At 73.5% G+C, this 24,599-nt stretch carries 23 protein-coding genes; 6 read left to right on the top strand and 17 right to left on the bottom strand.

Annotated features, from left to right (window positions below):
- The first annotated feature begins 100 nt into the window (after positions 1–100).
- Both I6A81_RS06410 and I6A81_RS06405 read left to right on the top strand, forming a co-directional pair.
- Positions 101–1,525 (top strand): MFS transporter, encoded by a 1,425-nt coding sequence (locus tag I6A81_RS06410; protein WP_307874501.1) that lies wholly within the window; start codon positions 101–103, stop codon positions 1,523–1,525.
- Positions 1,526–1,979: 454 nt separating this feature from the next.
- Positions 1,980–2,852: a hypothetical protein gene (locus tag I6A81_RS06405; RefSeq protein ID WP_203001979.1), complete on the top strand. Its 873-nt coding sequence runs from the start codon at positions 1,980–1,982 to the stop codon at positions 2,850–2,852.
- 25 nt (positions 2,853–2,877) lie between these two features.
- On the opposite strand, the gene I6A81_RS06400 is transcribed toward I6A81_RS06405, so the two are convergent.
- Positions 2,878–3,462, bottom strand: coding sequence for a MarR family winged helix-turn-helix transcriptional regulator (locus I6A81_RS06400; RefSeq protein ID WP_203002014.1), 585 nt, complete (start codon positions 3,460–3,462; stop codon positions 2,878–2,880).
- Positions 3,463–3,621: 159 nt separating this feature from the next.
- Between I6A81_RS06400 and I6A81_RS06395 the strand changes: the two genes are divergently transcribed.
- The gene (locus I6A81_RS06395; RefSeq protein WP_203001980.1) at positions 3,622–4,257 is read left to right on the top strand and encodes an FMN-dependent NADH-azoreductase; all 636 of its coding nucleotides are present in this window, start codon (positions 3,622–3,624) and stop codon (positions 4,255–4,257) included.
- A gap of 509 nt (positions 4,258–4,766) precedes the next feature.
- Positions 4,767–4,904 carry a hypothetical protein gene (locus tag I6A81_RS06390; RefSeq protein ID WP_203001981.1) on the top strand — a complete coding sequence of 46 codons (138 nt, stop codon included), beginning with the start codon at positions 4,767–4,769 and terminating at the stop codon, positions 4,902–4,904.
- Between the two features lie 71 nt (positions 4,905–4,975).
- Here the strand turns inward: I6A81_RS06390 and hypE are convergent, their stop codons facing one another.
- The 14 genes from hypE to I6A81_RS06325 all read right to left on the bottom strand — a co-directional run bounded on the left by hypE (position 4,976) and on the right by I6A81_RS06325 (position 18,876).
- The gene (gene hypE, locus I6A81_RS06385) at positions 4,976–6,052 is read right to left on the bottom strand and encodes a hydrogenase expression/formation protein HypE (protein WP_203001982.1); all 1,077 of its coding nucleotides are present in this window, start codon (positions 6,050–6,052) and stop codon (positions 4,976–4,978) included.
- Positions 6,049–7,158: a hydrogenase formation protein HypD gene (gene hypD / locus I6A81_RS06380; RefSeq protein WP_203001983.1), complete on the bottom strand. Its 1,110-nt coding sequence runs from the start codon at positions 7,156–7,158 to the stop codon at positions 6,049–6,051. Before hypD ends, hypE begins: the two co-directional genes overlap by 4 nt.
- Entirely contained in the window at positions 7,155–7,520 is a 366-nt protein-coding gene (locus tag I6A81_RS45450; protein ID WP_407661258.1) for a HypC/HybG/HupF family hydrogenase formation chaperone, read from the bottom strand. Before I6A81_RS45450 ends, hypD begins: the two co-directional genes overlap by 4 nt.
- Positions 7,521–7,583: 63 nt before the next feature.
- Positions 7,584–10,106: a carbamoyltransferase HypF gene (gene hypF, locus I6A81_RS06370; RefSeq protein WP_407661257.1), complete on the bottom strand. Its 2,523-nt coding sequence runs from the start codon at positions 10,104–10,106 to the stop codon at positions 7,584–7,586.
- Positions 10,107–10,270: 164 nt separating this feature from the next.
- Positions 10,271–10,381 (bottom strand): DUF6893 family small protein, encoded by a 111-nt coding sequence (locus I6A81_RS46095; RefSeq protein ID WP_407661256.1) that lies wholly within the window; start codon positions 10,379–10,381, stop codon positions 10,271–10,273.
- A 95-nt stretch (positions 10,382–10,476) separates the two neighbouring features.
- Complete coding sequence (locus I6A81_RS06365) at positions 10,477–10,686, bottom strand: hypothetical protein (protein WP_203001984.1); 210 nt, start codon at positions 10,684–10,686, stop codon at positions 10,477–10,479.
- A gap of 16 nt (positions 10,687–10,702) precedes the next feature.
- A complete protein-coding gene (locus tag I6A81_RS06360) occupies positions 10,703–11,581 on the bottom strand; it encodes a DUF5947 family protein (RefSeq protein ID WP_203001985.1) in 879 nt (292 codons plus the stop codon).
- The gene (locus I6A81_RS06355; RefSeq protein WP_203001986.1) at positions 11,578–12,243 is read right to left on the bottom strand and encodes a NifU family protein; all 666 of its coding nucleotides are present in this window, start codon (positions 12,241–12,243) and stop codon (positions 11,578–11,580) included. Before I6A81_RS06355 ends, I6A81_RS06360 begins: the two co-directional genes overlap by 4 nt.
- Positions 12,236–14,032: a nickel-dependent hydrogenase large subunit gene (locus I6A81_RS06350; RefSeq protein WP_203001987.1), complete on the bottom strand. Its 1,797-nt coding sequence runs from the start codon at positions 14,030–14,032 to the stop codon at positions 12,236–12,238. The genes I6A81_RS06355 and I6A81_RS06350 overlap by 8 nt, the downstream gene beginning before the upstream one ends.
- Positions 14,033–14,101: 69 nt before the next feature.
- Entirely contained in the window at positions 14,102–15,199 is a 1,098-nt protein-coding gene (locus tag I6A81_RS06345; protein WP_203001988.1) for an NADH-quinone oxidoreductase subunit B family protein, read from the bottom strand.
- Positions 15,196–15,783: a hydrogenase maturation protease gene (locus I6A81_RS06340; RefSeq protein WP_203002016.1), complete on the bottom strand. Its 588-nt coding sequence runs from the start codon at positions 15,781–15,783 to the stop codon at positions 15,196–15,198. Before I6A81_RS06340 ends, I6A81_RS06345 begins: the two co-directional genes overlap by 4 nt.
- 17 nt (positions 15,784–15,800) lie before the next feature.
- On the bottom strand, positions 15,801–17,450 hold the full coding sequence (locus I6A81_RS06335) for a hypothetical protein (RefSeq protein ID WP_407661255.1): 1,650 nt from the start codon (positions 17,448–17,450) through the stop codon (positions 15,801–15,803).
- 28 nt (positions 17,451–17,478) lie between these two features.
- Positions 17,479–18,459: a hydrogenase nickel incorporation protein HypB gene (hypB, locus tag I6A81_RS06330; protein WP_407661254.1), complete on the bottom strand. Its 981-nt coding sequence runs from the start codon at positions 18,457–18,459 to the stop codon at positions 17,479–17,481.
- An 81-nt stretch (positions 18,460–18,540) separates the two neighbouring features.
- Positions 18,541–18,876 (bottom strand): hydrogenase maturation nickel metallochaperone HypA/HybF, encoded by a 336-nt coding sequence (locus I6A81_RS06325; RefSeq protein WP_203001990.1) that lies wholly within the window; start codon positions 18,874–18,876, stop codon positions 18,541–18,543.
- A gap of 412 nt (positions 18,877–19,288) precedes the next feature.
- On the opposite strand from I6A81_RS06325, the gene I6A81_RS06320 reads away from it, so the two are divergent.
- Positions 19,289–19,816 carry a hypothetical protein gene (locus tag I6A81_RS06320; protein WP_203001991.1) on the top strand — a complete coding sequence of 176 codons (528 nt, stop codon included), beginning with the start codon at positions 19,289–19,291 and terminating at the stop codon, positions 19,814–19,816.
- 245 nt (positions 19,817–20,061) lie between these two features.
- On the top strand, positions 20,062–20,697 hold the full coding sequence (locus tag I6A81_RS06315) for a response regulator (RefSeq protein WP_203001992.1): 636 nt from the start codon (positions 20,062–20,064) through the stop codon (positions 20,695–20,697).
- A 93-nt stretch (positions 20,698–20,790) separates the two neighbouring features.
- Here I6A81_RS06315 and I6A81_RS06310 read toward each other — a convergent pair whose 3' ends face one another.
- Together I6A81_RS06310 and I6A81_RS06305 are read right to left on the bottom strand one after the other, a co-directional pair.
- Positions 20,791–21,735 (bottom strand): universal stress protein, encoded by a 945-nt coding sequence (locus I6A81_RS06310; protein ID WP_203001993.1) that lies wholly within the window; start codon positions 21,733–21,735, stop codon positions 20,791–20,793.
- 277 nt (positions 21,736–22,012) lie between these two features.
- The gene (locus tag I6A81_RS06305) at positions 22,013–24,514 is read right to left on the bottom strand and encodes a serine/threonine-protein kinase (RefSeq protein ID WP_203001994.1); all 2,502 of its coding nucleotides are present in this window, start codon (positions 24,512–24,514) and stop codon (positions 22,013–22,015) included.
- Positions 24,515–24,599 lie beyond the last annotated feature (85 nt).

Below are 24,599 nucleotides of genomic sequence, written 5' to 3'. Positions count from 1 at the left end.
GCGGCGCGAAACCCTGGGTGTCCCTGCCAGTGGTAGGCACGCGCAGGGGTGCCGGCGCAGGGCTGTCGCTGACGCCGGCGCGCGGGCGCACCGTGACCACGTGACCACTCTGACCTCCGCCGAACAGGAACAGCCAGAACTGGCGCCCCCCGCCGCCGCGACGCGCACGACACGTGGCCAGCTTCTCGTGCTCGTGCTGCTACTGGCCTCCCAGTTCACGCTCGCCGTCGACTTCTCGGTCCTGAACGTGGCACTGCCGACCGTCGGGACGAGCCTCGGGTTCTCCGACGCGAACGCGCAGTGGATCGCGACGGCCTTCGCGCTGTGCGCCGCCGGGTTCACGCTCCTGTTCGGCCGCGTCGGCGACTACGTCGGAAAGCTGCGGGTCTTCCTCGTGGGCATGGCGGCCCTCGGCCTGGCCTCGCTGCTGGGAGGCCTCGCCACCAGCCCGGCGCTCCTGCTCACGGCGCGGGCGGCACAGGGGCTCGCGACGGCCGCGGTCACCCCGGCGGCGCTGTCGCTGCTGACCACGACGTTCCCGGAGGGCCCGGCGCGCCAGCGCGCGCTCGGGCTGAACAGCGTGATGATGTCCACCGGGTTCACCTGCGGCGCGATTCTCGGCGGCGTCCTCACGGACGTCGCGAGCTGGCGCTGGGCCTTCCTCATCAACGTGCCGATCGCCGCCATCGTCGTCGCGGTGGCGCCGTTCGTGCTGGCCGACCCGGCGGCGAGGGAGCGGACCAGGCTGGACCTCCCGGGCGCCGCGCTCGTCACGGCGGGCCTGCTCGCTCTCGTGTACGGCGCCACCCGGCTGGGCGAGAACGGCGCGGCCGACCCGTGGGCGCTGGGCTGCCTGCTGGCCGCCGCCGCGCTGCTCGTCGCGTTCTGGGCCGCCGAGCGGCGCCACCCACATCCGCTGGTGCCGGTCACCATCCTGGCGAGGCGCGCGGTGGGCTGGGGCAACGCGGCGGGGTTCGTCACGTTCACGATGGAGCCGGCGCTGGTGTTCCTCCTGACGATGTACCTGCAGCACGTCCTCGGCCTGAACCCGCTCCAGACGGGCCTGATGCTGGTCGCGATGGGCACCGGGGCGATCATCGGCGGTGTCGTCGGGCCGCGGGTGACCGCCGCGTTCGGGGTGCGCCGCGCCCTCGTCGGCGGTCTCGTCGTCCAGTCCGCGCTGACTGGCCTGCTCGTGTTCGTCGGGGAGACGACCGGCTCGCTGTGGCTGGTCGCCGTCACGACCTTCGTCGGGGCAATCGGGCACGTCTGCGCGATCGTCGGCTTCATGGTGGCGGCCACGTCCGGGCTGCCCGACCACGAGCAGGGCCTGGCCACGGGCGTCGCGACGATGACCCAGCAGGTCGCCATCGCCCTCGGCGTGCCGGTCATGAGCGCCGTGGCCATCGCCGCCGGGGGCCTTGCCTCCCTCTCCGCCCTGCGGCTGGCCATCGCCGTGGACGCCGCCGTCGTGCTCGTCGGTGCGCTGCTCGTCGCCCGGGGCCTGCGGCAACGCTCGGGCTGATCGTGGCGCGCCGTGGTGCGCGGATGCCGACGGGCGACGAGCGGGACCGGCCGGCGCCGGGCGACCACGCCGTCCTCATCGCCTTCGGGCCTGGTGTGACGACCGAGGCCGCGCTGCCGCGGCTCTGACCCGGCGATCGGCCGGGACCGGAGCTTCTCGCCGTCGAGGGCGCCGTTTCAGACCTCCCCCCCGTGAAGGTCTGAAACGACGCCCTCGACAGCCTCCCGGGCGTCCCCCACGCCCGGTAGCCGGCACGCCCCCCGCCGTGCCCGGCACCGGTGCCAAGCCTGTACTAGTCCGATTCACCGGGCCAGCCTCGGAGACCTGTCCTCCGTCGGCCGTGCACGAACCCGCGACCTCGCGAATCCGAGGATGTCTGCCATGACCGGTCAGCACCATTGCTAGGATTCTGCCGGTGTGGTAGATGCCCTTGGCTCCGGCGAGGTGTGTGACGGTGACGGAAGCGCCCGACGAGGACCTGTCCTTGATCCTGACCGGCCTGATGCGCGCGGCCCGGCGCAAGACGGACGCGGGCCGGCAGACGCTGGCCAACGACGAGCTCACGCGCGAGTACCTGGAGGCGGGGCGGCGGCTGATCGACACCCAGCTCGGGCCAGGTGACGACGGCGACACCGATGACCGGCCGCTGTTCCGCTGGCTGTCGCAGCGCACGGTCATCGACGAGGTCGCCAAGGGCGGGCGGCTGCGCGGCTCCGAGGGCACCTTCCGCGACCGCTGGCCCTACCAGCCCGACTACATCCGCGACGTGCTCGCCTATGTCCTGCGCGGGGCGCACTGGCAGGAGTTCGTCGACCGCACGGCCGGCGCCCGCGACCGGCTGGCCGACGCCGAGGACGTCGCGCGTGCCGTCCATGACGCCGGCTATGAGGACCTCGTCGTCAGCCTGCGCAGCCCGGCCCTGCGGGCGCAGCTGATCGGTACCGCCATGGCCGCGCGCGACGAGATCGCGCGAACCACGATGCGCCAGATGTACCAGATCAGCACGCAGGCCTGGCAGGACGCCTACGAGAAGGCCGCCGCCGCCCGCGGCCTGAAGGTCCGCCCTGGCCTGACCATCGCGGACCTCAACTACATCCTTACCGCCTGCTCCGAAGGGATGCAGATGCGTCTGCTGGTCGAGCCCGAGGACGGGGTGATCGACCACGAGCGGCGCACCTCGCTGCTCGGCACGGCCGCGCTGGCTCTCATCGCCGCCTGCTTCGACCACTTCGACGACGGGCTGAGCCTGGAGGATGTCGTCGGCCTCGCCACCGGGCCCGCCGCCGCCCCGCCGGACCCCGAGGACGGAGCTGGCGGGCCGGCCTGAACGCCGCGGCCGGTGACCGGCCGCCCTAGCCCTTCGCCCCCGGGCGCGGGACGTGCGTGTCGATCTGGCTCGACGCGGCCTGGCAGGCTGACTCGGCCTGGGTGGGGTCGAGCGAGATCAGGTGGGCCACGACGCGGTGGGCCATCGCGGTGAACGCCGCCCGCTCGTCGGGGCCCAGCGGCGCGAGCACGTGGTCCTCGACGCGACGCAGCCGGGCCTGCGCGGCGTCGTGGGCGTCCCGGCCGCGGTCGGTGCCGACGATCATGCGGGCGCGCCGGTCCGCCGGGTCGGGACGCCGCTCGACCAGGCCGGCCTTCTCCAGGTCGTCGATGAGATGAACCATGACCGTCCGGTCGATCCCGAACCGGCGGGCGACCTCGATCTGGTTCGGCGCGTCGCCGCGGATGGCGGCGCCGAGCACGTACACCCCGCGCAGGCCGCCGGGGACCTCGTCGACCGCGCGGGTGGCGGCGGTCAGGTAGCCGTGCTGGATCTGGCCGACCAGCCAGCCGAGCTCCTTCGCCACGTCGCTGCCGACCTGCGCCTCGCAGACGGACTCCGGCGTCGGGACGCAGGGGCCGGCGGCTACCGCCTGGCCCGGACCGGTCATCTGCGTCACGGGATCACCCTACCCCGGAACACCCACCGACCGTCGGTGTTTAAGATGAGCGTCGCAGCCGCTAATCTGTCAGATAGACGATCTGCTCAATAGCCGACCATGGGTCGCGCCCCCGGCGCCACCCGCCCCGCCCTCCCCAAGGAGTGCCAGATGACCCACCTGCTGCACCTTGACTCCAGCTTCACCGGCGACATGTCTGTCTCCCGCGCCGTCGCGCGCGAGTACGTCGCCGCCTGGCAGGAGGCCAACGCCGACGGTGTGGTGACCTACCGCGACCTCGCCGCGGCGCCGCCGGCCCACCTCGACTGGACCGGCGTCTCGGCCGGGATGACCCCCGAGGACCAGCGCTCACCCGAGCAGACCGAGGCCGTCAAGGCCCGCGAGGCCTACATCGGCGAGGTCGCGGCCGCCGACGAGGTGCTGGTCACCGCCCCGATGTACAACTGGTCGGTCCCGACGCAGCTCAAGTCGTGGTTCGACTGGCTGATCGTCCCGGGCGTCACGGTCGCGGACGCGAACACTCCGGGCCTGCTCGGCGGCAAGAAGGTCACCGTCGTCACGACCCAGGGCGGCTCCTACGGCCCGGGCACGCCGAAGGAGGGCTGGGACCACGTCTCTCCGTATGTCGCGCACATGCTGGAGGCCCTGGGCGCGGGCGACGTCGAGTTCGTCAACGTCGAGATGACCCTGTCGACCCGCAACCCGGCGCTCGCCGAGTTCGTGGACCTCTTCCACGCCTCCCGCGCCGCCGCCGCCGAGAGCGTCAAGATCCGCGCCACCGCCTGACGTCGGGCATCCCACCGCTCCATCCGGGCCCACTTGAGCACCAAGGCGCCGGTGTGCTTCGGATTGCGCGGGACGTCACGGACGGTCGACTACCCCGCCAGCGCGACCTCGTTCGGCGCCAAGCGGGTTCCCGGGCTCGACATACATAGAGCAAACATGGGAACGCTCTGCGTGTCAGCTCGGGTGCCGAGGGTGACCTACGGCAGCTTGCGGGAGGTGTCCGCATGGCGACCAACATGCTGGGTCAGAGATTCAGGCTGATGTCCGTCGTCGCGACGTGCGCTCTGGGGCTCATCCCCGCGGCGGCGCGGCCGGCGGCAGCCGCGGCCTGCCCGACGCCGTCGTTCGGATTCAGCAGGGACGCGGCCCCGCCCGGGACCTTGGTTCAGGTCACGGGATCTGGCTGGGTACCCGGCTCGACCGCCCACATCTTGGTAGGCACCTCGGAATCCGCCCCTCCAGGCACCATCTTCCGCGGGCCCGGGGATAACCCGATAGAAGAGCCAACCGTGTCGGACACGGGCACCTGGACAACCAGCTTCGCCGCCCATGCCAGTACGCCGCCCGGCCCCTACGAGGTCCTCGTCACCGAAAACGCGGGCGGGTGCTCGCTGTCGTTCTCGAAGGTCTTCACCCTGACGGGATAGGCGCCACGGTGACGGGGTGGGCGCCACAGTGAAGGGGTAGGCGCCACCCCGTCCTCGGGCACCCCCGCTCGTCAGCAGATGCGGGGAAGCTGCTCGCCGAGAGGCAGGTCCACGACCCTGGTCGCCCCGAACGCCGTCCGGGCGACCACCAGGCCCGGATGCTCGGCCACCACCGTTCCGATCAGGGCCGCGCCCCGGCCGTTCGGGTGGCGGCGCATGGCGGCCAGCACCCGGTCGGCGTCACCGGGCGCGACGAACGCGACCAGCTTGCCCTCGTTCGCCACGTAGAGCGGATCGAGGCCGAGGATGCCGCAGGCGTCCGCGACCGCCGCAGGCACCGGGATCGACCGTTCCACGAGGTCGACACCGACGCCGGCCGCGCGCGCGATCTCGTTCAGCGAGGCCGCGAGACCGCCGCGGGTGGGATCACGCAGGGCATGTATGTCGGCCCGGGCGTCCGGCGAGCCCGGGTGGAGCATGGCCGCGACCAGGTCGTGCAGGGGCGCGGTGTCGCTCTGAAGGGTCGTGCCGAACTCGAGGCCCTCTCGGCAGCTCAGCACGGCGACGCCGTGCACGCCGACGTCGCCGCTGACCAGAATGGCGTCCCCTGGCCGGACCCGGGCGGGGCGGATGTCCAGACCGTCGGGGATCAGTCCGATCCCTGCGGTGTTGACGAAGACACCGTGGCCGTGGCCGGCGTCGACCACCTTGGTGTCGCCCGTGGCCAGGCGCACCCCGGCGGCACGGGCGGCCTCACCCATGGCCGTGGCGATCCGCGCGAGGTCCGTCAGCGGCGTCCCCTCCTCGAGGATGAACGCCGTCGACAGGCACAGCGGCCTGGCACCGGACATCGCCAGGTCGTTGACCGTGCCGTTCACTGCCAGCTCGCCGATCGATCCGCCGGGGAAGAACAGCGGGCGCACCACGTAGGAGTCCGTTGAGAAGGCGAGCCTGGCTGATCCCACGGCGAACACGGCGCAGTCGTCGAGCTCCGTCGCCCCCGCCGCGCCGAAGGCGGGCAGGAACAGATGCTCGACCAGTTCCGCGGACAGGGCGCCGCCGCCGCCGTGCCCCATCACGACGGTGGGCGAGTCCCGCAGCGGCGCCGGGCAGCTCCAGGCCGCCGGATCGACCGTCTCGGCGGTCACCGGGCGCCCGCCGGGGCCGGCTCCAGCCGCCGGTACAGGTAGTAGGCCGCGCAGGCGCCCTCGGACGAGACCATCGTCGCTCCCAGTGGGTGGCGCGGCGTGCACTCGACGCCGAACGCGGCGCACTCGTGCGGCTTGAGCAGGCCCTGCAGCACCTCGCCCGACCGGCACAGGGTGGACTCGTCGGCGCGCAGGCCGGTGACGTCGAAGCGGAGCTCGGCGTCGAACTCCTGGTACGCGGCCGAAAGGCGCCAGCCGGACCGCGCGATGGTGCCGATCCCCCGCCAGGCCCGGTCAGTCACCTCGAACACGTCGCGCAGCATCGCGCGCGCGGCGGGGTTGCCCTCGGCGGGCACGGCGCGGGGATAGGCGTTGTCGACGACGTGCCGACCCGCCTCCAGCTGGATCACCGCCCGGCGGACTCCCTCGAGGATGTCGAGCGGCTCGAAGCCGGTGACCACGATCGGCACCCGGTACCTTTCGGCCAGCGGCGGGTACTCGCCGGTGCCCATCACGCTGCACACATGCCCGGCGGCGAGGAACGCCTGGACCCGGCAGGCGGGCGACTCCATGATCGCCGCTATCGCCGGCGGCACCAGGACGTGTGACACCAGCAGCGAGAAGTTACGCAGTCCCAGGCGCCGGGCCTCGTGGACGGCCATCGCGTTGGCCGGCGCCGTGGTCTCGAAGCCGATGCCGAAGAACACGACCTCACGGTCGGGGTGCTCGACGGCGAGCGTCACGGCGTCCAGCGGCGAGTAGACCACCCGGACGTCGCCGCCCGCGCTCTTCACCTGGAACAGGTCCGCCCCGCTGCCCGGGACCCGCAGCATGTCGCCGAAGGAGCAGAAGATGACCCCCGGGCGGGAAGCGATCTCCAGAGCCCTGTCGATGATCTCCAGTGGCGTGACGCACACCGGGCAGCCGGGGCCGTGGATCAGCTCGATGTTCTCGGGGAGCAGCTGGTCGATACCGTGACGGATGATGGAATGCGTCTGCCCGCCGCAGACCTCCATGAGCGCCCACGGCCGGGTGGTCACCGCGTGGATCTCCCCCAGCAGGTGTTCGGCCAGCTCAGGGTCCCGAAACTCCTCCAGATACCTCACGGGTTGACCGCCCTCTCGTCTGTCCGCCCGCCGGCGAGCTCAGGAGAGCGCCCCGCCGGGCGATCCCCGTGCTGGTCGTCGGCCCGGGCGACCTGGCGCTGATCGGGCAGGTCGCCCGGGACGGCACCGGAAGCGCCGGCCCCGGTGGCCGCACCCTCGTCACCGGCCGTGAACGGGTCGGCGAACTCCTCGTCGAGCAGGCCGAAGCGCCGGAACTCGGCAAGCGTCTCCAGCGCGCGGCGCTCGTCCAGGCGCTGGATGGCGAAGCCGACGTGCACGATCACGTAGTCGTGGACGGCGACCTCGGGGAGGTACGCCAGGCACACGTCCTTGCGGACGCCGCCGAAGTCGACCTCGGCCATCGGCGTCCCCCGGCGATCGAATGTCCGGACCACCCGGCCCGGTACCGCCAGACACACGCGCCCTCACCTCTTCCTGTCCGCCACGGCCGGTCCCGCCGGCCGTGCCTCTCGCTCCAGTCGGTCGCCGGCGGCCGCCACGACGAGCTGGCCGAGCGCCAGGCCCCCGTCGTCCGGCGGCACGCTCCGGCTGACCACCACGTCGAAACCCGCCCCCAGCAGCGCCCGTCTCGCGCTGGCGAGCAGCAGCGCGTTCAGGAACACGCCGCCGGCCAGGGCGACCGTCTCCAGCCCCAGGTCGCGCCGGGCCCGCTGGGCCAACGTCACGACCAGCGCGACGAGCGCCTCGTGGAACCGCGCGCCGGCGGTGGCGACGTCGACGCCGCCACGCCAGTCCGCCACGACGGCCCGCACCACCGGGCCGGGATCGGCGATCAGAGGCCCGCCGGCCGCGGCGGGCTCGCGCAGCTCGAAGCGGTATGGCCGCCCGTCCGCCGTCGCGCCGCGGGACCGCGCCTCGAGCTCGATCGCCGCCTGCGCGTCGAAGTCCACGGTCTGGCGCACGCCGAGCAACGCGCTGACCGCGTCGAACAGCCGGCCCACGCTCGAGGTCGGGACGACGCCCAACCCGCCGCGCAGCTGCCGGGCGAGCACCTCGCGCTCGTTCGGCGGGGCGGCCGCCACCGGCGGAAGGTCGGGCTCCCAGGCGATCCCGGCTGCGGCCAGGTGCGTCAGCGCCATCCGGTAGGGACGGCGGACGCTCGCGTCGCCGCCCGCCAGGGGGACATGGCCGAGATGGGCGAACCGCCGGAACCCCAGGTAGTCGGCGATCAGTACCTCACCGCCCCAGACGGTTCCGTCCGTGCCGTATCCGGTTCCGTCGAACGCGAAGCCGATGACCGGCGTCGTTCCGTCCAGGCCGCGCTCCACCATGGCCGCCGCGATGTGCGCGTGGTGATGCTGGACGAACCGGACGGGCCGGGCCGGCGAGTCGGGGGCGGGCCGCCCGTCGGTCCGCGCGGACCGGGCGCGAGATCTTTCCGTCGCCCAGGCCCGCGAGCGGTATCCGGGATGCGCGTCGGCGGCCAGGCGGAGCGGCCGCGTGCCCGTCAGGTGCTCCAGGTGGGTCACGGCGCCGTCGAAGGCGGCCAGCGTCGCGAGATCGTCCATGTCGCCGACGTGGCCGGACAGCCAGGCGGAGCGGCCGGAGCCCAGGCAGCAGGAGTTCTTCAGGTCGGCCCCGACCGCGAGCGTCGGCGCGACGGCGAACGGCAGCCGGACCGGCAACGGCGCGTAGCCCCTGGACCGGCGGACCATGACCTCGATGCCGTCGACGACCCGGACCACCGAGTCGTCGCACGGGATGTGGATGGGACGGTCATGGCGCAGCCAGCCGTCGGCCAGGTGGGCCAGCCGCCGCGCCGCGTCGGCGTCGTCGGCGGCGATCGGCTCCCCGGCGAGGTTGCCGGAGGTCATCACCAGCACGGCGATGCCGGGGAGGCCCGCGTCGCCGGCCCCTCGCGGCCGCGGGCCGAACAGGAGGTGGTGGACCGGGGTGTAGGGCAGCATGAGCCCGAGGTCGGGGTTGCCGGGCGCCACCGCGTCCGCCGGCCGGGGGCGCGGGTCGGCGCGGCGCCTGGCCAGCACGATCGGCCTGGCCGGGCTGGTCAGCAGGCGGGTCTCGGCGTCGTCGAGCTCGACGATCCCCCGCGCGGTCGCGAGGTCGGCGGCCATCACGGCAAAGGGCTTGTCGCCTCGCCGCTTGCGGCGGCGCAGCGTCGCGACGGCCGCCTCGTCGGTGGCGAGGCAGGCCAGGTGGTAGCCGCCGATGCCCTTCACCGCGAGCACGCCGCCGTCCGCGAGCAGCCGCGCCGCGCCGGCGAGCGCCTCCTCGTCACCGCTTGCCCGGCGGCCGTCCGGCGCGAGGAACTCCAGCCGGGGACCGCAGGCCGGGCAGGCGATCGGCTGCGCGTGGAACCGCCGGTCGGTCGGGTCGGTGTACTCGCGCTCGCAGTCGGCGCACATCGGGAAGCCGGCCATCGTCGTCACCGGCCGGTCGTAGGGCAGGTCGGTGATGATGGTGAACCTCGGCCCGCAGTGGGTGCAGGTGATGAACGGGTGCCGGTAGCGGCGGTCCGCGGGGTCCGCCAGCTCCCGCAGGCACTCGGCGCAGGTCGCGGTGTCGGCGGGCGCCTGCGTTCGGCCGGCCGCGGCCGGCCCGGACGGGGCGATGGTGAAGTCGCGCTCACCGCGTGGCGGGAGCGCGTCGACGGTCACCCGCTCGATCTGGGCGAGCGGTGGCGCGTTCTCCCGCAACAGGCGCCCGAACTCCTCGACGGCCTCCCACGGGCCTTCGACCTCTGTCTGGACGCCCGCGCTGTCGTTGCGCACCGAACCGGCCAGGCCCAGGCCGGTCGCCGTGGCATGGACGAACGGCCGAAAGCCGACCCCCTGCACGACCCCGTACACGGTGAACCGATGGCGCACCCGCGCGCCGGCCGACCCGGCCGTCTCCGCCGGCGCGCCGGCCTCGGCCGCCGCGGCCGGGCCGGCGGGCGCGACGAGGGTGGGCACCGGACTGGCCGGCACGGCGGCGGGCGTCGAACCGGGCGGCGCGGGGATGGGTGACCCGGCCGTGGCTGACCCGGCCGTGGCTGACCCGGCCGTGGGTGAGCCGGCCATGGGTGAGCCGGCCGTGGCTGACCCGGCGGCTGGCTGTCGCGCCGCCGAGGAGGGGCCCGCGGGTGACGTGGTCACATCTGCCGGATCTTCAGGTAACGGCGCAGCGCCGGCAGCTCGTCCCAGGCGATCTTGGCGGTGACGCCGGTCGCCGCGAGCGCGGCCACCATCAGGGATTTCCGCACAGCGTCCTCCTTCGCGTCTGACTCCTGCGTGTCTGGTTCCCGTTTGGCCGGGAATGTCCGCGCCGGCCGGGGCGGCCCCGGCCGGCGCTCGCCGGTCAGCCCGGCGGAAGGTTCGGCATCACGTCGAGAATCGGGTCGCGCCGGGTCGGCCTGATGCCGGTGGAGCGGCGGGCGTCGGCCGTTCCGTCGAGGTGATGGCCGCGCTGCTTCTCGTAGTTGCCCGTCGCGTTGCCCTCCGGGACGCCTGGGGTGTGCGCCGAGATGTCGACGGGCACGTCGGGCCTGCCCACCCGGATGCTGGCCATGGCCACTCCTTTCCTCTCAGGTGTCCGCCCTGGCGGGGACGTCCGCGCGGACGGAGGTGTCGTGCCAGGAAGGATGTGCCCCGCGCGGCGCCGAACCGGCACCTCGATCCGCGCTCCGGTCCGCGAGCGCGGGGCGGGCAGCGGCCTGGCCGGGGGCAAGCGTGCCGAAGAGTTCGTCAATCGCCGGCCACACCGTGCTGCCTCCGGACATTCCTTTCCATTCGGCCCGCAGGAGGGCGACAAGCCGATAACAGAAGTCAATCGGGACTATCCAGTGCTCATTGGCACCTTTGGCCGTGTTCACCAGCACCGACTCGACCAGCGGTTTCAGCGTGCCCACCTCGGCGCAGCGCGCCCGCGCCTCGGCCCAGACGGCCGGATCGACCTCCCCGTGGGTGACTCCGAGCGGGCTTGGATAGTGCGCGACGACCCGTCCGTCCGGCTGGACGACGAAGAAGGCCAGGCCGACCGGAATCCCCAGCGTGCCCGGAGAGAAACCGGGCAGGGCCAGCCGCCGGCGTGGGACGAGGACGTAGTGGCCGCGCCCCGCCGCGTCCCGTTCGAACAGCAGCGCGCAGGCCTGGCACACGCAGCGAAGCCGGGTGTCCTGTTCGTCGAGCAGGTGCCGGTGCGGCTCGGGCAACGGCACCGCGCACAGGTGGCAACGCTCCGAGGCCGACGAGCCGCGCGCGTCCGCGTACCGGGAGCGGCGCGCCGCGCGGCGCAGCGCGCCGTCGGCGGCCCCCAGCCCGAATCCCGCGTCCGCGCCTCCACCGGTGCCGGGCGCCGGGCCGGGCCGGGCGACACCGGCCGGGCCGGCGGGCGCGGCGGCGCCGACACCCATGCCCATGCCCGCGCCCATGCCGAACGCGCCCCGGCCCACGTCGACGATCACCGTGCCGACTCCAGGGCCGTCGGCCCGCGCAGCAGCGAGTCGACCGGGACCAGCGCCTGGGCCGCGCCGACGGTGACGCGGACCTCGGACAGTTCCGGCGCCATGGCCAGCACCGCGTCGCGGACCGCCTCGGTGATCGCCGCCGCGGTCGTCGCGGCGCCACAGCCGCCCTCGTGACGGACCATGACCGTCGCCGCGCCGCTCTCGATCCCGCGCAGCTCGGCCTCGGCGCCCACCGCCGCGAGCCCCGCGCGCAGCGACTCCAGCGCGCGGCCCGCCCGGTGCTCGACCGAGTCCGGATGGACCTCGTGCAGGACGAACAGGTGGGCGATCAGCTCGTCGGCGGTGAGGCCGGCCCGCACGTCGGGCACGCGCGCGGCGTGGGCGCTCACCCGGGCCAGCGCCTCGCCGTACACCTCGAGCAGCGTGGACACCGCGCCCAGCGCCAGCTCGGCCGTCGGCCCCGGTGCCCGCTCGAGCTGCTCCAGCAGCCCGTCGACCTGGGCGAGGCGCTCCCGCACGGCCTCGTCGTCGAGCCGCTGGGGACCGGCCGGCGCGGCCGGGTCGGCCAGGCCGGGCGGGCCGGGCGGGCCGGGCGGGCCGGGCGGGCCGGGCGGACCAGGTGCCAGCGCACCCGCGGAGCCGCCGCGCGGGTCAGCCATGCTGGGCGCCCAGCATCGGTGAATGCTGGTGGGTGATGGTCCGCCCGTTGCCGACGTACATGTGCACGCCGCAGGGCAGGCAGGGGTCGAAGCTGCGGACCGCCCGCATGATGTCGACGCCCTTGAAGTCGTCCGGGCCGTTCTCCTCGAAGATCGGCATGTCCTGGACGGCGTCCTCGTAGGGCCCTGGCGTGCCGTAGCTGTCGCGCGGGCTGCCGTTCCACGGCGTCGGCGGGTACGGGTGATAGTTGGCGATCTTCCCGTCCTGGATCACCATGTGGTGGGACAGGACCCCGCGGACCGCCTCGTGGAATCCGCAGCCGATCGCCTCGTCGGGCACGTCGAAGTCGGTGAACACCCGGGTGTCACCGGAGCGGATGCCTTCCAGCGCCCGCTCCACGAAGTAGAGGGCCATCGCCGCCGAGTACGCGACGAAGTAGACCCTCGCCCGGTTGCGCTCGATGGCGTTCGACCACGGCGGGATCTTCCACTCCAGCGTCGTCGCGGGCAGCCGCTCGCTCTTCGGGAGCGAAATCCGGACGCTGTTCCCCGTCGAGGTGACGTACGGGGTGTCGACCAGGCCAGCGAGCGCGGTGGTGTAAAGCCGGGCGTACGGGCCGCCGCCCGTGTCGAGCGCGAGGTGGTCGCCGGTCCGCCTGTCGAACCAGCGCGGGCTCATCACCCAGCTGTACTTCCCGTCGAAGTCCCGCTTCTGCGGCTCGGGCAGCGTGGTCTGGTTCCAGGGGTGGCGCATGTCCACCGGATTGCCGAGCGGGTCGTGGGTGACGAAGGGCTGCTCGTTCACCCAGTCGCCGTAGAAGGAACTGCCAAGGAGGATCCGGATGCCCAGGTTGATGTCGACGAGGTTGGTGGTGATCAGTTCGCCGTCGACCACGATGCCGGGGGTGACGTACATGGACCGGCCCCACTCGGACATGGTCTGGTACCGGTAGTCACAGACGGCCGGGTCCTGCCAGGCACCCCAGCAGCCGAGCAGCACGCGCCGCCGGCCGACCTCCTCGTAGCCCGGCAGCGCCGCGTAGAAGAAGTCGAAGACGTCGTTGTTCATCGCCACGGACTTCTTGACGAAGTCGAGGATGGACATCAGCCGGCTGAGATAGTCGGTGATGAGCGACGGCTCGGGCATCGTCCCCACCCCGCCCGGATAGACCGTGGAAGGGTGCACGTGCCTGCCCTCCATCAGGCAGAACATCTCGCGGGTGACCCGGGAGACCTGGAGCGCCTCCTTGTAGAGGTCGCCCTCGAACGGGTTGAAGGACCGCATGATGTCGGCGATGGTGCGGTAGCCGTGGATTCCCGCGCCCGGCGCCTGGGTGTTCTCGGCGCGGGCCAGCACGCTGGGGTTCGTCTGGGCCACCATCGCCGCCGAGTAGTCCACGAACACCAGGTTGTCCTGGAAGATCGTGTGGTCGAACATGTACTCGGCCGCTTCACCCAGGTTGATGATCCACTCGGCCAGCGGCGGCGGCTTCACGCCGTAGGCCATGTTCTGCGCGTATACCGAACAGGTGGTGTGGTTGTCGCCGCAGATGCCACAGATGCGACTGGTGATGAAGCCGGCGTCCCGGGGGTCCTTGCCCTTCATGAACATGGAATAGCCACGGAACAGCGACGACGTGCTGTGACATTCGGCCACGCGCCGGTTCGCAAAGTCGATCTTCGTGTAGATACCGAGGTTGCCGATGATACGGGTGATCGGATCCCAGGCCATCTCGACGAGCTGGGACGATGGTGCCGCCGCCGTGCGCTGAGTCGTTCTCGCCGCCATGTCGGGCCTTTCCGGGTGGAAGGAGTCCTGCGTACTTGAGGCAGTACAGCCCTCGCCTTTCCGACCGCGTTATCGAACCTTGCTCGCCCGTCCGTCCGGACGCCAGCGAGGATCGTAGCCGCTCGTCAGCTCGGGGCCGTTGTGCCGCCACCGCGGCTCCTTGTTGACCGTCGTGTTCGTTATGCCGCGCAATCGCCGGATGAGCGCGCCGTATGGCTTGGTGAGCGTCGCGGAGATGCTGCTTCCCGGCGGCATGTCCATGAATGGCATGAACTTGTCCGGGAATCCGGGCATGGTGCAGCCAATACAGATGCCGCCGACGTTGGGGCAGCCGCCGACCCCGCCCATCCACCCGCGCTTCGGCACGTTGCAGTTGACCACCGGGCCCCAGCAGCCGATCATCACCTGGCATTTCGGCGAGTTGTAGTCCCGGGCGAAGTCGCCCTGCTCGTAGTAACCGCCCCGGTCGCAGCCCTCGTGCACCGTCCTGCCGAACAGCCACTGCGGGCGCAGCAGGTCGTCCAGCGGCGGGGGCGGCGCGGCGCCGGCCGCGTGGTACAGCACCCAGGTCAGGGTCTCCATGAAGTTGTCGGGCTGCACCGGGCATCCCGGGATGTTCACGATCGGCAGCCCGCCGGCGGACCTGAAGTCCCAGCCGAGGTAGTCGGCCAGGCCCATGCAGCCGGTCGGGTTGCCGGCCATCGCGTGGATGCCGCCGTAGGCCGCGCAGGTGCCGATCGCGACGACCGCCCACGCCTGCGGCGCGAGGCGGTCGATCCACCAGTTCAGCGTCAGCGGCTCGCCCGTGATCAGGTCGTTCCCGAACGAGGTCCAGTACCCGTCGCCGTTGATGTTCTCGTTCGGGATCGAGCCCTCGATCACGAGGATGAACGGGGCGAGGTCACCGTTCACCGCCGCGCGGAACGGGGCGAGGAACTCCTCGCCGCCGAGCGTCGGCGACAGCACCTTGTTGTGGAGGTGCACCGTGGGCAGACCCGGCACGAGGCCCAGCAGCACGTCCTCGATCGCCGGCTGCGTCGCCGCCGTGATCGAGACGGTGTCGCCGTCGCAGCTCATCCCCTCCGAGATCCAGAGAATGGTCATCTCGTCGAACCCACGCGGAGCCGACGCGGCCGCGGCCTCGGTGGTGGTAGGAGTGGTGGTCATCGCGCGTTCCTCCGTTCTTCGGCGCCCGCCAGGGCGGCCACCTCGTTCCTGGCCAGTTGCAGAACCAGGCGCGCGGCGGCATCCACCGAGGCTCGAACGGGCTCCGAGAGATCCATGCCCTCGTCAAGCGCCGCCGGTTGGCAGCCGACGACGAGGACGCGGTCGATGTGCCCCCCGAGGCCGCGCAACAGCGCGAGGACGGCCTCGGGGTGCAGCCCATGGGCGTCGAAGCCCGGGGTGGTACCGCCCACGCCCGCCGCGGCGGTGTCGGCGGGCGGGGCAGCGGTGTCGACCTCCAGCACGCCGAGGGTGCCGGGAGGCCCGTCGAGCGGCGCCGCGTCCACCATCACGACCGTCGCGTACCGGCCGTCGAGCAGGTCGTAGGCGAGATGGACACCGCGGATCCCGTAGTCGACGACGTCCACCCCGTCAGGGACCGGGCCGCGGGCGATCCGCCGGACCACCTGGACGCCGAACCCGTCGTCGCCGAGGAACACATTGCCTATCCCCGCGACGAGGACCCTCGGCGCTCTCGGCCCGCCGGTGCCCGGGCCCCGCGTCGGCGCCGGTCCCGCGCCCGTCAGACCGGACGGCTGGGCGGTCAACGCGCTGGCCTTCCGGCCGGCGCCGCCCCGCCGTCGGGCGGGAGGACGACCTGGACCTCGTCGGGGGCGAAGTAGTAGTGGCGCCCGTACCAGCGATGAAGGTCCGCGCCCGGATCGTCGACGAGGATCACGGCCAGGTGCCGCGCGTCGTCGACGTCTCGGAAGACGCCCTCGACGATGGCCTCGCGGCCGTCGAGAAACATGTCCTGCGCGTCACCGCCGCGCCCGCGTGGCCGCAGCCTGACCCGGGACCCCTTCGCCACCCGCGCGCCGTCGACGACAACGGACTCGCGGTCGGGCGAGACCGCGGCGTCCGCCTCCGGGTCCCACCAGGCCGGCGCGGGCGGCCGAGCCATGGACGGCTCCGGCGCGGACGGCCGCGGCAGGCGCGCCGACGAGTTCGGGGCGGCCGGCGACGAGGCGGGCGGCGGCTGGGCCCCCGGTGTGCGGGCCGCCACCGCCACCGGCGCCGGCGCCGGTGCCGGCACCGGCACCGGCACCGGACGCAGCGACCGGACGGCGCCGTGCAGGCGCGCGAAGACGTCGTCCGGGATGAGCTCGACCCGGTCGATGATCTCGGCCGCCCGCGGGTCGGTCGCCCGGGCCTCCCGCTTCTCCTCCTCGGTGAGCGTCAACGTCCGCAGCGAGAGGATCTCGTCGATCTCGGTCGCGTCGAACAGGTCGCCCGGGCTCTCGGGGGCGACCCCCGGGTGGTCGTGAAGGATGATCGGAGCCGACAGGACGACGTCGCCGCCGCCGTCGCCGCGGTCGTCAGCCCCCGCCAGCACCGGGAACGTGTGCAGGTTCTCGCAGGCCCGGGCGGCCGGTTCCGCCCAGGCCGGGGGGTCGAGCAGCGACAGGAACCTCCCGCCCCGCACACCGAGCAGGGAGTGCGTGGCGAGCAGCGCGCGGCGCAGGGCCAGCGGGCGGGGGGTGTCCGTGGCCAGGTCCGTCGCGGTGTTCTCCGTGACGAGACGCAGCCGCCACGCCGGGAAGGGGGTGTCGGCGGCCCGCGCCGACAGGTGGATCAGCCCGGACACCGGCTGCTGGCATCGGGCGATCCTCGTGTCGCGATCGAGCGGCTCGACCGACTCGGCGGCCGGCCAGACCACCTCGTGCCGCCACGGCCCGGCGGTCAGCTCGGCCAGCTCGACCGCGAGGTCGACCTCCCGCTCGACGGCCTCGTCGAAGGTGAGGTACCGACGATCACCACTCCACGCCTCGTCGACCTCGGCGAACTCGTCCTGCCCGACCCGTCTGCGCACCGAGCGGTGCTGCAGGTGCAGGAAGCGCAGGCGGACATGGACGACGGCGCCCGGGGACGCCTCCACCAGGCACTCGGTCTGCTGACGCCACGAGTCGGACGAGCCCGCGACGGTGGGGGTGGGCAGGCCGTTCGCCTCGGCCCACGGCCTCGGCATGAGGACGCCGAACTGCCAGCGCACCCGGTTCTTGCCGGACGATCGACGGTAGGGGTACAGCAGGTAGCCCTCGTACAGCACCGCGTCGGCGACCGCCAGCGCCGCGGCGAACCCGGGCGGCGGCGCGGCCGGGTCGGCCGCGGGCGCGGTGGCGCTCTCGGTGCCGAGGTCGGGGATCACGAGCGCTCCGCCGTGGCCGCGCCGGCCACCCTTGCCACACCGCATCTCGGTGCGAGGCGCATGTCTGCTCCGTTCAGGGCGTTGAGGACTCGACGGCTGACGCGAAGCCCGGCGACGCGCGCGTCGCGTCGCCCAGGGGCGGGTCATGGGACGCCGCCAGGCCGGCCGAAGCCCGCGCCTGGCGGCCACCGCGGTGACGAAGCCAGTGGTACCAGGCGGCCAGGCCCTCGCCGGTCCGCGCGGAGACCAGCATGATCTCGGCCCGCGGGCTGGCCAGGCGCAGTCGCCGCTCGCAGACCGCCAGGTCGAAGTCCACGTGCGGAAGGAGATCGCATTTGTTGATCAGGACGAGGTCCGCCGACGCGAACATCCGGGAGTACTTGACCGGCTTGTCCTCGCCCTCGGTCACCGCCATCACCACGACACGGGCACCCTCGCCGAGGTCGAAGAGCGCCGGGCAGACGAGGTTGCCGACGTTCTCGACGAAGACGAGCGTCCCGGGAGCGGCGCCGAGAGCGCTCAGGCCCCGGTCGAACATCTCCGCGTCGAGATGACAGCCGTCGCCCGTGTTCACCTGGACCACCGGGGCGCCGCTGGCCCTGATCCGGTCGGCGTCGAGCGCGCCTTCCTGGTCACCCTCGATGACCGCGACCGGCCAGTCGGCGCCCAGCTCACGGACGGCGCGTTCCAGCAGAGCGGTCTTCCCGGCGCCAGGGGAGCTCATGACATTCACGGCGAGGATGCCGTGACGCGCCAGCCGGTGGCGGTTGGACGCGGCGAGGGCGTCGTTCTTCGCGAGCACGCGCTCCTCGAGGACGACCAGGTGCGCGTCGGCCGGCGCGCGGCCCGTGGGAACGCCCAGCCGACGCTCCACGGACCCGGCATGGCTGGCATGGTCAGCAGGACCGGCATGGCCCGCATGGTCGGCATGGTCGGCATGCCCGTGATGAGCCGGCGCCGGCTGCTCGCGTTCGCCCGCGGCATCGGACACCGGATAGCCGGAACCAATGATCATGGACTGGGCGTGGCCGCCACACCCGCAGGTCACGCACACCTGTTCCCGCCTCTCCCCTGCGCCGTGTCCACCGCCCGCCGACCCGCCCGGTCGGCCCGCCTCGCCGGCCCGCCCCGCCCGCTACACCGCCACCTCTACCGAGGTGACCACCAGCTCGTCGCCACTGGTCACCTCCAGGTCGGCGCTGCCACAACCGCAAAGAGGAATCGGGGCCTCGACGACGAGGTCGTCCAGGCCGCAGCTTCGGCAGCGCGCCCGGCCGATCGGAGTGTCGATATGCAGGCGCGCGCCCTCGACCACGGTGCCGGCGGCGACCAGGTCAAAACAGAAACGGATGGCGTGGGGGGCCACGCCCGAGATCTGGCCAATTGCGAGGTTCACCGCCAGGACCCGCCGATCCCGTACCCGGTCGACAATCATCTCGACAATGCCCTGTGTCACAGCAAGCTCATGCATGGCCGGTCCGCGTGCGCACGGAGGCCTCCCGGTGACTCCCGCCGACGTGCTTTCCTGACGGCCTCCGTGATCGTCCACGACCGCCAGCTCGCGCACACAAGGTAACGGCAGACGCCGAGCGAGTCGCGTCGAGCCGGCCCGGCGATTCCCGTACCAGTTGGCCACATGGCCGGGTAAATCGTGTCGACGGTTCGCCGATTTCACCCGCCGGGTTCCGGGAAAAACAATCCCTGGGTCGGCCGGGCTCGGGTACTGGTGACCGTGAGGAACTCACGGCGGTGTCGGGGCGGATTTCCGACCGCCCCGGCCGCGACGACGAGGACGCCGGCGCGCGGGAGATCTCCAGGCCGCGACGCACCGGACCAGGCGCGCGGACCGGCCGCCCTCACGAGCACCCGAAGGATGATTGATCGTGCAAGCTACGACTGTCGCCGGCGTCCGTGGCCGGCCAAGCGCCGAACGGCTCCTCGGCATCTACCTGAACGACCACCTCGCGGGGTCGACGGCGGGTCTGGGCCTTGCTCGACGAATGGCCCGCCGGCATCGCGCGCTGCCCGTCGGCCCCGCGGTCGCCTCGATCGCCGAGGAGATCGAGGCGGACCGGGCGGCCTTCCTCGCGCTGTTCGACCGGCTGGGCATCACGCGCCGCCGCTACAAGGTGGCGCTCGGCTGGCTGGCCGAGCTGGTCGCGCGCGCGAAGTCGAACGGGCGGCTCGTGGCGAGCTCCCCGCTGAGCTCCGTGGTCGAGCTGGAGGCGCTGCGGCTCGGCGTCGAGGGCAAGCGGCTCGGCTGGGTGACCCTCGCCACCATCGCGCGACGCGACGCCGAGCTCGGCCTCGATCCCGCCGAGTTCGACGCGCTCGTCGACCGAGCGGCCCGGCAGGCCGACCGGCTCGATCACCTGCGCGTCCAGGCGATCCAGGAGGCGCTGGGCCGTTAGCCGACCGTCGCGCGGGCGGCGCCGGCGGCGCGGGCGGTACGCGCCCGAAGCCCCGGGGCCAGCGCGCGCCGGCCCGATCTCGACTTTCCGGACGAGGCCCTCGTATCCGAGGTTCCGCGGCATCGCGGGCCGGCGGCGCCAGAACCGGAGGCGGGGGCCCACCTGGGGTGACGGACCGGACAATCCGCCCCGGCACGCCCACCCGGGGTGTCCGCATGTCCACTGATGGCTGTAAAGTGTCGATCATGAGCGGGGTGCGGGTGTTCCTCCTGGATGACCACGAGATCGTCCGTCGTGGCATCCGGGAGATGCTCGAGGACACGGGTGAGATCCAGGTCGTCGGCGAGGCGGCGACGGTGGCCGAGGCGCTGCGCCGGATCCCGATCGTCGCGCCGAACGTGGCCGTCCTCGACGCCCGGCTGGAGGACGGCAGCGGCATCGACGTCTGCCGCGAGATCCGCTCGGCCCACCCCGAGATCGGCTGCCTCATCCTGACGTCCTATGACGACGACGACGCGCTGTTCTCGGCGATCATGGCCGGCGCGGCCGGCTACCTGCTCAAGCAGATCAAGGGAACGGACCTGATCGGCGCGATCCACACGATCGCCGCCGGCCGCTCGCTGCTCGACCCGGCCGTGACCCAGCGGGTCCTCATCCGGCTGCGGGAGGGGCCCACGCAGGACCCGAAGCTCGCCACCCTGGGCGGCCGGGAGCGCGAGATCCTGCACCTGGTGGCCGAGGGCCTGACGAACCGGCAGATCGCGACCCGCATCCATCTGTCAGAGAAGACCGTCAAGAATTATGTCTCCTCGATCCTGGTCAAGCTGGAACTGACCAGCCGCACCCAGGCCGCCGTGTTCGCCACCAAGGTCGACAAGTAACCCTCGCGGTTCACCGGCCGCGATGGGAGCCGGCGCCGCGGTGATCCGGTCCCGGTACATCGAAGTCATCCGGGCAGCCCGGCCCAGGGTGCCCTACCGCGCGGGCGCCTCCGTGGGCGCCGGAGCCGTGCCGGAGCGGATGACGGCGACGTCGCAGGCGGCGTGCAGGACGCACTGGTGGCTGACGGAGCCGAGCAGGAGGCGGGCGAACCCGCCGTGGCCCCGGTTGCCGACGACGAGCAGCTGGGCGCCGTGCGCCTCGCGCATCAGGGCGCGCACGCCGGAGTCCGGCGAGGTCACCGAGTCGACGGTGAGGCCGGGCGCGCTGTCCAGGCCGAGCTTGACCGCCTGGTCGAGGATGTCGGAGGCCTGCTTGACCAGCGAGGCCTGCGCCATGACCATCACCTCGGCGTACATCGGGTCGTAGCCGCCCCAGGCATGTACCACCCGCAGCGGCACCTTGCGGACCGCCGCCGCGTGCGCGGCCCAACGCAGCGCGGCCAGCGACAGGTCCGATCCGTCGACCCCGACGACGACGGGCCGGCGCTCGCCCTCGGTCACCGGCGTCCCGTCGTCCTTCGGGGGCCGGGCGACCACGACCGGCACCGGCGCGTGGTGCACGATCCCCTGGCTGACGGAGCCGGCGGTGAGGCGGTGGAGCGCGCCATGGCCGCGCTCGCCGACCACCAGCATGTCGAAGTCCCTGGCCACGCTGGTGACCACGGACACCGGATCGCCCTCGCGGACGATCCGGCGCAACTCGACCGGCGCCGCCGGCTCCCCGACGCGCTTGATCGTCCGCTCCAGCATGTCGGCGGCGGCCTGGGTGAGCCCGTCGTGGTCGCCGTGGACGGCGGCGCGCAGCACGCCGCTGGGCAGTCCGTCCGGGCTCCAGACCAGCAGCGCGGTCACGGTCGGCGTCCCGGTGGCGCCGTTCACGGCGGACCACAGCGCGGCCTCGCGCAGCGCCCACCGCAGTGCCGCCTCCGATCCGACCGAGCCATCAACCCCGACGAGAATGCGTATCGAGCTGCTCATGTCCCACGCTCCTGGTCCGGTGCCGTGCCCCGCCGCGAGTCGCCGACCTGCCGTGCTTCCCGGCGCCGGGCGGTTGCCCGGCTCCCGCCCTGCCGCTGGTGATCGGCTCGTCCTGACTGTTCCACCGCGGCCTGGCCGTGATCCGGCGTCATCCGGCAGGTAGCGCCGGTGCGTTCGACCGCTGACCGTAGGCCGGTCGGCAGGGGCGGCGCCACCGCGGGCCGCGAGGTGCCCCGCTACCTCGGCATGCCCGCCGCCGGTCTGTAGGGAGCCGAGGTCAGTAGCTGGGGACCGCGACCTTGGGCCCCAGGCCCACGGAGGTGCGGGCCTGGACGGAGGTCACGCGTTCGGGGCAGCGGCCGGCCGGCATGCAGTGGTAGAAGACCGTGTCGGCGGCCGTCCTGGTGAACGGCGCGTAGTCCGGATACGCCGGGGTGATGGTGACGATGTAGTCGACGCTGGTGGCGCCACCGAGGTCGGCGGGCGCGGACCAGCGGATGATCGCCTGGCCGGAGCCGTCGGCCGCGAACTGGTCGACCGTGGCCGTCACCCCGGTCACCGAGCCGGGCGGCACGCATCCCACGGCCTCGATGGGGGCCGAGTCCACGGTCCCGCCAGGGCCGACGGCGGTGACGGTGAACGAGCGCGGGTCGCAGTCCGGCACCGACATCATCACCTGGCCAGCCGAGGAGACGGTCCGGGTGGGGAGTCCGGTGCCGTTGACGCGGTAGCCGGTGACCTGGCCACCGGACGGCTGGCCGATCTTGAGCAGGACGGCGCCGGAGCTCGCGACGGCCGTCAGCGACGGCCGCGCCGGCGGGGGCGCCTGCGCCGGTGGCTGGGCCGCTTCCGGCGGCGGCGCGCTCGTCCTCGGCGGCTCCGATCCCGCCTGGGAGGGCGTCCCGATGACGCCGGGGCCCGCCGGGGCCGGCGGCGAGGTGGGCGTCGCGCTCGGGCCGGTCGGGCCGGTCGGCCCCGGGGCCTTCCCCGGCGGCGCGGCCTGGTCATTCCCGTCGGCGCTCCGCGCGCCGGACGGGGCGGCGGTGACCGCGGACGCGTCGCCGGCGAGGACGGCCCGCCGCGAGTCGCGCAGCACGACCCCGAGCACGGTGCCGACCAGCGCCAGCACGAGGACCACCGCGACGGGAACGAGGATCGCGGCGCGGCGCGAGAACCCGCGGCGGGGTGCCGCGGGGACCACCGGGCGCGGGCCGCCCGGTGACCAGGCGCCGGGCCGTGGCGCGCTGGTGCGGGTCCGGTTGACGTCGGCCTCGTCGGCGTCCGGCCCGTCCGCCGTCCCGGCAGCCGGCGCGGGGGCCCCGGCGCCCGGCCAGGCCGCCGAGCCCGGAGGCGTGCGCGCGTACGGGCCTCGCGGCCCGCTGGTACGGGTGGCGCGCGGGTCGAGCGCCGGGGGCGGCTCCGGCGCCGGGGGCTGGCCGGATCCCGGGGGCGGCCCGGCCGTCGGCGCGGACGGGAGCGACGGCGTCCGGTAGTCCTGGGGCGTCGCGTTCGGCTGGGACGTCGAGCCCGCCTGGGCGGCGGGTGCCGGCGGCGTGGGCCGAGCAGGCAGGCCGGTGAGCAGGGACGCGAGGGCGACGAGCGTGTCCGCCGCCTGGGCCGCGGTCGGGCGCCGCTGGGGCTGCTTGGCGAGCATCGCCGCGAGCAGGTCCCACAGCCGGTCGGGCAGGCCCGGTGGCCGGGTCGGCGCCTCGTTCATGTGGCGCAGCAGGACGGCGACGGCCGGTCCGCCGACGAACGGCGGCTGCCCCGTCAGCAGTTCGTAGAGCAGGCAACCGGCGGAGTAGACGTCGACGGCGGGGGTCGTCGACTGGTGCTCCGCGAGCTCCGGGGCCAGGTAGGCCGGCGTGCCGAGAAGCCCGGTGCTGCGGGTGAGTGCCGGGCCTTCGAGCTGGCGGGCGATCCCGAAGTCGGTCAGTGCGACGTCCGTGCCCCGCAGCAGGATGTTCTCCGGCTTGACGTCGCGGTGCACCACACCGGCCTCGTGCGCGCGGCGCAGGCCGAGCAGGACCTGCCAGGTCAGCCGCGACGCGTCGGCCGGGGCAAGGGCGCCCACACGCCGCACCAGGCCGCGCAGATCCCCGTCGGGCAGGTATTCCATGACGATCCCGACGCGGTCGCCCTCGGCGACGAGGTGGCGGATCGGCACGACGTGCGGGTCGGCGATCCGGGCGACCACCTTGCACTCCTGCAGCAGCCGCGCCACCACCTGTGGCTCGTCGGCCAGCTCCGGCCGCAGCAGCTTGACCGCGACCACCGCGCCGTCCGGGCCGACCGCCCGGTACACCTCGCCGGTCGCGCCCCGCCCGAGCAGCTCCCCGATCTGGAGGTCTCCCAGCGAGAACCCGGGGTGGCCGGCCGCCGTCGGCCCCGCGATGCCCGCCCCGGCCGCCGCGCCACCCGGCGCCACCGCGGCCGGGGCCGACCGCTCGGGCTGGTCCGGATCATCCAGCCGCTCTGCCTCGCCCAGCCGCTCTGCCTCGCCCAGCCGCTCTGCCTCGCCCAGCCGCTCTGCCTCGCCCGGCCGCTCTGCCTCGCCTGGCTGGACGGTCGGCGCTGTCCGACCCGGCTCGTTCGCGGTGTCCGCCGGCTCGGCCGGCGCGGGCTGGCCGGCGCCGTCCGTCCGCGCGGTGGGTGGGCCGGCCGGCGCCGAGGTGCCGTCGGGTGGCGTCACGGTCGCGGATGCGGTGCCGTCAGCCCGCGCCCCGCGCACGTCGATGCCCATCGTGACCCCCCGGTGCTCACCGGGTGATCCTCTCACATGTCGGATCTGTGGGGATCCGCGGCGCGGCGCCCGTCGGCGGGCGCCGGATATGGCGACGCCATAGTCTCCCGTCGGGAACTGG

This window comes from Frankia nepalensis, from assembly GCF_016786325.1.
In the GTDB taxonomy this organism is placed as follows: domain Bacteria; phylum Actinomycetota; class Actinomycetes; order Frankiales; family Frankiaceae; genus Pseudofrankia; species Pseudofrankia nepalensis.
This window is presented reverse-complemented; position numbering and strand designations above follow the sequence as displayed.

Excerpts from the sequence above, each read along its gene's own strand:
- I6A81_RS06350 (WP_203001987.1), bottom strand. The coding sequence starts at position 14,032 with ATGGCGGCGAGAACGACTCAGCGCACGGCGGCGGCACCATCGTCCCAG.
- I6A81_RS06355 (WP_203001986.1), bottom strand. The coding sequence starts at position 12,243 with ATGGCTGACCCGCGCGGCGGCTCCGCGGGTGCGCTGGCACCTGGTCCG.
- I6A81_RS06365 (WP_203001984.1), bottom strand. The coding sequence starts at position 10,686 with ATGGCCAGCATCCGGGTGGGCAGGCCCGACGTGCCCGTCGACATCTCG.
- I6A81_RS06335 (WP_407661255.1), bottom strand. The coding sequence starts at position 17,450 with ATGCGGTGTGGCAAGGGTGGCCGGCGCGGCCACGGCGGAGCGCTCGTG.
- I6A81_RS06400 (WP_203002014.1), bottom strand. The coding sequence starts at position 3,462 with ATGACCGGTCCGGGCCAGGCGGTAGCCGCCGGCCCCTGCGTCCCGACG.
- I6A81_RS06395 (WP_203001980.1), top strand. The coding sequence starts at position 3,622 with ATGACCCACCTGCTGCACCTTGACTCCAGCTTCACCGGCGACATGTCT.
- I6A81_RS06325 (WP_203001990.1), bottom strand. The coding sequence starts at position 18,876 with ATGCATGAGCTTGCTGTGACACAGGGCATTGTCGAGATGATTGTCGAC.
- I6A81_RS45450 (WP_407661258.1), bottom strand. The coding sequence starts at position 7,520 with ATGGCCGAGGTCGACTTCGGCGGCGTCCGCAAGGACGTGTGCCTGGCG.
- I6A81_RS06315 (WP_203001992.1), top strand. The coding sequence starts at position 20,062 with ATGAGCGGGGTGCGGGTGTTCCTCCTGGATGACCACGAGATCGTCCGT.
- I6A81_RS06310 (WP_203001993.1), bottom strand. The coding sequence starts at position 21,735 with ATGAGCAGCTCGATACGCATTCTCGTCGGGGTTGATGGCTCGGTCGGA.
- I6A81_RS06345 (WP_203001988.1), bottom strand. The coding sequence starts at position 15,199 with ATGACCACCACTCCTACCACCACCGAGGCCGCGGCCGCGTCGGCTCCG.